The sequence below is a fragment of the Micromonospora sp. U21 genome, from assembly GCF_018070045.1.
Taxonomy (GTDB): Bacteria; Actinomycetota; Actinomycetes; order Mycobacteriales; family Micromonosporaceae; genus Micromonospora.
In genome coordinates, this window is the sequence record NZ_JAGPYK010000051.1 from 22564 (window position 1) to 28563 (window position 6000).

General features: G+C 69.8%; 3 protein-coding genes. 2 read left to right on the top strand and 1 reads right to left on the bottom strand.

Annotation, left to right across the window (positions count from 1 at the left end):
- Nucleotides 1-25: 25 nt before the first annotated feature.
- Nucleotides 26-511 (top strand): toll/interleukin-1 receptor domain-containing protein, encoded by a 486-nt coding sequence (locus tag KBX63_RS33345; RefSeq protein ID WP_307871933.1) that lies wholly within the window; start codon nt 26-28, stop codon nt 509-511.
- A 372-nt stretch (nt 512-883) separates the two neighbouring features.
- Here the strand turns inward: KBX63_RS33345 and KBX63_RS33350 are convergent, their stop codons facing one another.
- The gene (locus KBX63_RS33350; protein WP_247663854.1) at nt 884-3475 is read right to left on the bottom strand and encodes a transcriptional regulator; all 2592 of its coding nucleotides are present in this window, start codon (nt 3473-3475) and stop codon (nt 884-886) included.
- Nucleotides 3476-3778: 303 nt separating this feature from the next.
- Here KBX63_RS33350 and KBX63_RS33355 point away from each other — a divergent pair, with 303 nt between their 5' ends.
- Nucleotides 3779-5716 (top strand): hypothetical protein, encoded by a 1938-nt coding sequence (locus KBX63_RS33355; protein ID WP_210918288.1) that lies wholly within the window; start codon nt 3779-3781, stop codon nt 5714-5716.
- The last annotated feature ends 284 nt before the right edge of the window (nt 5717-6000 follow it).

The window sequence follows — 6000 nt, forward strand, 5'->3', positions numbered from 1 at the left end:
GAGTCGATCAGGAGGCAGGACTTCGGTGACGTACACAGCTGCCGAACGGCGCACGCTCGAGCCCGTTCGCCGCGAGGCCGAGCAGCAGGCGCGGTCTCACCCTGAGCGCCGCGACCTCTTCCTTTGCCATGCCTGGGGTGACCGGCACGGTGCCGCGCAGGAGTTGCACGACCTGCTGGAGTCCCGTGACGTGACAGTCTGGTTCAGCGAGAAGGACGTTGGCCTCGGTAAATCGTTGGTCCGTGAGATCGACAAGGGGCTGAGGCAGTCTCGGATCGGCATCGTGCTAGTGACACCGGCGCTGTTCACCAGCCTCGAGGCTGAGGGGGTCGCTGACAAGGAACTCTCCGCATTGCTCGCGACCGACCGCGTCATCCCTGTTGTCCACGGTACGACGTTCGAGGCTCTCCGGGACGTCAGCCCCTTGCTTGCGGCGCGTTCCGGATTGAGCACTGAGGCGTCATCACTGGAGGCCATCGCCGCCAAGATCGCCGACACGGTGCGGGTCTAGGGCCCGGTTCCGGGCGCTCCGCCTGGTGCGGCATGGGGCGTCGGGCGACCGCTCATCGGCTACTTGTTTCATTGACCTGCGACCGTGGCCCGGCCAGGCTTCGGTCGAGGCGACCCGTGCAGTGGAGGTCGATCGCGGTGGCCGTCGCATGACACCCAGGCCAACGAGGACGAGCACAATCATTCCGGCTGCCCGCCACGCGAAGGCGGCCAGATCGAGCTGGTCCGGCCCGGCAGCAGGAGGGCGGCGGCCAGCGCGGTGGCGGTTTCGACCGTTTACGGGGGCGTGCCGATGCGCAGGCCGTACGAGGTGCAGCGAACGGACCGGGCGGACGGCTTTGAAACGTTCGCGGGGCGGCCTGGCGGGAGACGGTCAGTTCTCGTCCGGGCTGTTTCGCAGCTGTGTGGCGAGTGCGATGGTGTCTTCGTGCGGTTCGGCGTCGAGGTCGGCGAGGGCTTTGGTCAGGGCGCTTAGCAGGGTGCGGATGCCGTCGGCGTCGCCGAGGGCGTGTCGGGCGCGCATCGCCTTGGTGTAGAGGGCTTCGTTGTAGCGGTCGAGCCCGATGGCCTTGGCGAGCAGGTCGGATGCGGCCTGCGGGTTGGTGTCGAGTAGGTCGTCGGCCAGCAGGAGGTGGGCTTCGGTGCCCCAGCGGCGGACTGTCTCGCGGTGGGGCTGTAGCCACTCGTAGTCCTGGCCGTCGGCGAGGGGTGCGGTGTAGAGGTCGCAGGCGGCGGTGAGGAGTTCGCGGCGGCGCGGCTCGGTGGCGATGGTGGCGCTGCGCATCAGGTCGCGCAGGGTCCACACGTCGACGTCCACGGTCGCCGGGTCGAGTAGATACCGTCCGGCGGATTTGATGACGTAGGCGTTCTTTGTCTCTGCGGTGCCGGCGCGGCCGAGGACGTGCCGCAGGTTCGAGGCGTTGGTGTGGACGCGTTGGTCGGCTTGGCTGATGCGGGCGTCGGGTTCGAGGTACTCGCCGATGTCGCGGGTGGCGGCTCCGTCTGGGTGGACGGCGAGGTACACCGCCAGTTCCAGGGCTTTGGCTCGGAGCGGCCGGCCTTCCGCGGTGATGCCTTCGATGCGCGGGGTGCCGAGCACGCGCAGCCGCGCCCGTCCCGACAGGGCGTCGACAGTGGGTTTGACGGCGGTCGGGGTAGGCGGGTTCGTGGCGGTGGGCGTGATGTCGGTGCGGCTGGCGTGCAGGGGCACGATCGTGACCGGTGCGGCTGGTGCGGTGATCGCGGGTGGTTCGCCGGTCTGTGCCTCGCGGAGCGTGGTCAGGATCTGGAGGGCGGCGGCCGGTTCGAGTACGGGCAGTCGCGGCGGCACTGGTTCGGCGGACTGCCCGGACAGGAGCGTGGTGTGCCCGTCCGGGGCGACCTCGACGGTGGCGCCGTGTGCCCATTCGCCGAGCAGCAGCGCGGACACGTGCAGGCCTTCGCCCAGGGCGAGGGCGGCCTTGGCGCGCATGCGGGCAGTGGTGGGAGGGGTCCCGCTGATGAGCATGACCGGTGGTAGCGCTTCTTCGTCGGGCACTGTCCGCCGCAGCTCGTCCAAGTCGGTAAGGGCGTGCTCATCGAGGATGCGGCTGCGGTGCAACAGCCGGGACTCGATGACAGTGAGCGCGTCGTTGATGCTGTCGGTGATGTGCAGGCGCGGCCATGGGTTGAGGGTCATCACGTCCGGGCCGAGCAGCGTGGTCATGGTGGCGGCGTCGATGACGACCTCGCCGCGGGCGTTGGGGTGGTGTGGGTCGCCGGAGGCCAGCACGGCGACGAGGGCGGCGCGGGCGGCGGCGGGCGCGCCGTCGCCGACGACTCCGCATCCGCCGGTCGGCAGTAACCCGAGGTCGGGTACGAGAGCGGGCGGCGGGCCGTCGTCGCTGCTCGCATCTGACTCTTCGGGGCTGCGGGCGGCCACGGCGCGGCGGACCTGGATCACCGGCGGAGGCAGATCGGTTGGTGGATCATCGTCAGGCTCACCGTTGAATCGACGGCGGCGTTGCAGCCACACCATCGCCGCGGCGGCGCTGATGGCGGCGGCGAGCGACCAGGGCAGCCAATCGGAATCCGACAGGTGCACACCCCGGTCGGCTGAGGCCGCCGTCGGGCTATGCGTGACGGGCGGCGGCGCGGCAGGGTTGGACACCTCGGACGGCGGTGCTGGCGACGAAACGGACCCGCTTGGGGTCGCCGACCGCGTGGTGGTGGGAATGGCGGCCGATGGCTGGGGCGCGGGTGGCGGCACGGCGGGATCGGGCGGGTCCGGGGCGGCACTCGGCGACGGGGGTGGTGTCGCAGGCCGGCCCGACCGAGGGGTGGGGGGCGTTGCTGGTTGGGCGGCCTGTGGTGGGCGGGCGTCGGCAGGTAGGCGCAGCTCCCAGCCGGGGTAGATGAGGTCGCAGTCACGCAGGACACCGCCGACAGGAAAGTGGCGGTGCTTGTTCAGGCGGCAGACCTCCGGCCACCGGCCCGCGTCGCCGAGCCACTCCTTCGCAACCTTGGACAGGGTGTCGTGTCGCTCGACCATGTAGAGGTAGCGCTGGTCGGCGACGTGGATGATGGCCGGCCCACGGGCTGCGGCTTGCCGAGGAATATCCGCGCGCTCGGCCGCAGCAGCAGGCGTCGACGGCCGATCCGGATGCGCCGCCGCGTCGAGGGAGCCGGCGGGGGTGACGGCGAGCGCGGCAGTCCCGGCCAAACCGAACACGAGCCGGTGCAACGGGGCCGGCAGCCTGAGTATCGGGATACGCCACCGGGTCACCGCCGCGAGAATCTCGGCCAGCAGGAGCAATGCGAACACGCCCCACAGCAGCCACATCGCCCAGAACGCCACACCGATGAGGAAGTCCGGGGTGAACCGTCCGCTGGAACGCGCGAACCAGTCCGGGATGTGCGACCAGGCCGGCAGCCGGCGCAGCGGGTTCCCACCCGCAGCCCACAGCAGCGCCGGAACGGTGACCAAGAAGAGGCCGACACCGATGACACCGCGAACAGCCCCGCCCAGGGACGGCCGCGCGCGGCGCGGCGGCGAATCGCGTGGAAAGCGGACGGTGGCTCGTGCACCGTACTCGGCAAGCCTGTCGCCTCTGCCCCGGCGCGTCTGCGGCACCTGTCCCCCCGCGATTGATCCTCGACCTTCCGAATACACGAGGGTGAGTGTCTCCGGCTATCCCGTCGAAACGATTCTCACCATCCGCGCACAAAAAGTCACGTTCGGCGGATCACGGTTGACACCCGCTCGCCCTCACGGGCGAGACTGCCCCTCATGCCAAGCGGGGGCACCGTGTTATCGATCGACCTCAGCTCGTCGGCCATCGCGGCCACCGTCAGCCGCCACGGCCTGAAAATCCCCATCCTCATCGACGGTCGCCTCGTCATGCCGCCCGGCGCCGCGATCGGCCCCGCAGGCGAGATCTACATCGGTCTCGACACCACCGCCGCGATGTCCTTGCCGGCCGACCATCAGTTCGTCGAAAACCCAACTGACCTCCTCGGCCGGCCCACCAGCGCCGCCGATGCGACGCAACCCGACCCGGTGGATCTACTCGCCACCGTGCTGCGGCACGTCACCCATCACGCTGCCGTCCACGTCAACGGGCCGATCACCGCGCTCACCCTGACCGTTCCATCGAGCTGGGGACCACGCCGCTGCGGACACGTCAGCGAGGCAGCAACCCGCGCGGGATATCCACCTCCCGCCCTGGTCACCGCACCCGCCGCCCTCGCCGCCTACGCCACAATGCTCGGCGTCACCGTGCCGACAGGCACCTGCGTGCTCGTATGTCAGGCAGACCGCGAACCGGCGACCCTCACCGTCCTGCAGACCGTCGCCGACGGCTACCGCGAACTGGCGACACAGCAGATCACTCTTGCCCATGGCCTCGACCACCTCATCGCCCAACAACTCGTCCGGACCGCGACCGCCGACTCCGACCCGCTCCGAGCGGCGATGACCGCGCCCAATGACGACGAAACAAACGGGGGACGTGCCCTCCTTGAATCCGTCCGGGCCGCCAGGGGTCTGCTCGCGACCCAAGACCACGCGCCGATCCTGCTACCCGCGCCCCGCCAACCCGCCGTCATCACCCGTGACGACGTCACGGTCGCCGCGCAGCCCCTGCTCGACCAGATACCCGGCGCAGTCGACGGACTCCTCGACGCGGCCGACGTCGACAACACGCACCTCGCTGGCGTTGTCCTCAGACCAGCCCTCGGCGTCCCCGCACTGACCGAAGCCCTCACCGCAGCCGCCGGCATCACCCCTACGCTTATCGACCACCCCCATGCCCTCGCTGACGGGGCCCTCTCCCTCACCACCACCCACCAATCAGGCCCCGCAGCCGCAGCACGCCTACCCCGCATCCGCCTCCGTGTCGGCGACCTCACCGGCGCCCTGCTCCTCGGCGCCTGTTCCCTGACCCTGCTCCTGCAAGCCGTTCTCACCGCTCGCATCTCCACCTACAGCACCTGGGTCGTCGGCGTCCGCACCTCACTACCGCAACTCGGTGCCGCCGGCGCACTCGTCATGCTCACCGCATTCGCCGTGGCGCACCTCGCACCCACCACACTGCTCGCCGGAACACCCACCGCATCAACACCGGAACCCACCACAGGCAGCCTCATCCGACGCGGCTACCTCACCGCGGCCGTTTGCGGCGCCCTCACCGCCGCGCTCTACGGCCTCGCCACCGGCACCGCCGTCGAATACGACTACACCCCCTACCTGAAATGGACCCTCGCCGCCGCCCTACCCCTCGCAGCCTGCGCCGCCCTCATCGCCGCCACCGCACCCCGCATCCCTACCGATGCACTACCCACCTGGCTCGCCATGACCCGCCCCGCCATCACCCACGCGATCACCGCCACCGCGGGCATCTACCTCATGCGCGCAGCACTCACCCTCACGACACCCATCTCCACGAACGACATCGCCACCTTCGCCGGCAGCATCGGCGCAGCCCTCGTCGGCGTGGCCACCGCCCTCACGATGAGCCGGAGCCGCACGATCCGCGCCATCACCGCACCTGGCCTCGCCATCGGCTACGCCCTCGTCTTCACCGACGACACCACCGGCGCCCTCATCGTCGGCTACCTCGCCGCCCTCACCTGGTGGGGCATCCGACTCACCGCACACACCCTGCGGCTCGCCTTCCCCCAGCCCGGAGCAACGCTGCGCCGTCTCACCAACCGTCCAGGCGACTAAAGCCTCTCGGGCCACCACACCCGCGCCTACGCCGCCGAGGACGACAAGCCCAAACGCATCGATCACCCACGCGGCGTCTATGTCCGGCGGTGTTCGCACCCGTAGTCACTCAGTTAGACACTCACCTTGACACCGCCAGCCTGGCTGCTATCGCTAACTTGATTTTTAACCTGTGCGGCGTGGACGGGGATTGACGGACTTCGTCTTCTTTGTAGCCGGTGTCTTGGCGTTCGTGGTGGTCGCGGTGTGGACGTCGTGGCGTGGGGTGGGGTGGTTGTTGCGGC

Excerpts from the sequence above, each read along its gene's own strand:
- KBX63_RS33355 (WP_210918288.1), top strand. The coding sequence starts at position 3,779 with ATGCCAAGCGGGGGCACCGTGTTATCGATCGACCTCAGCTCGTCGGCC.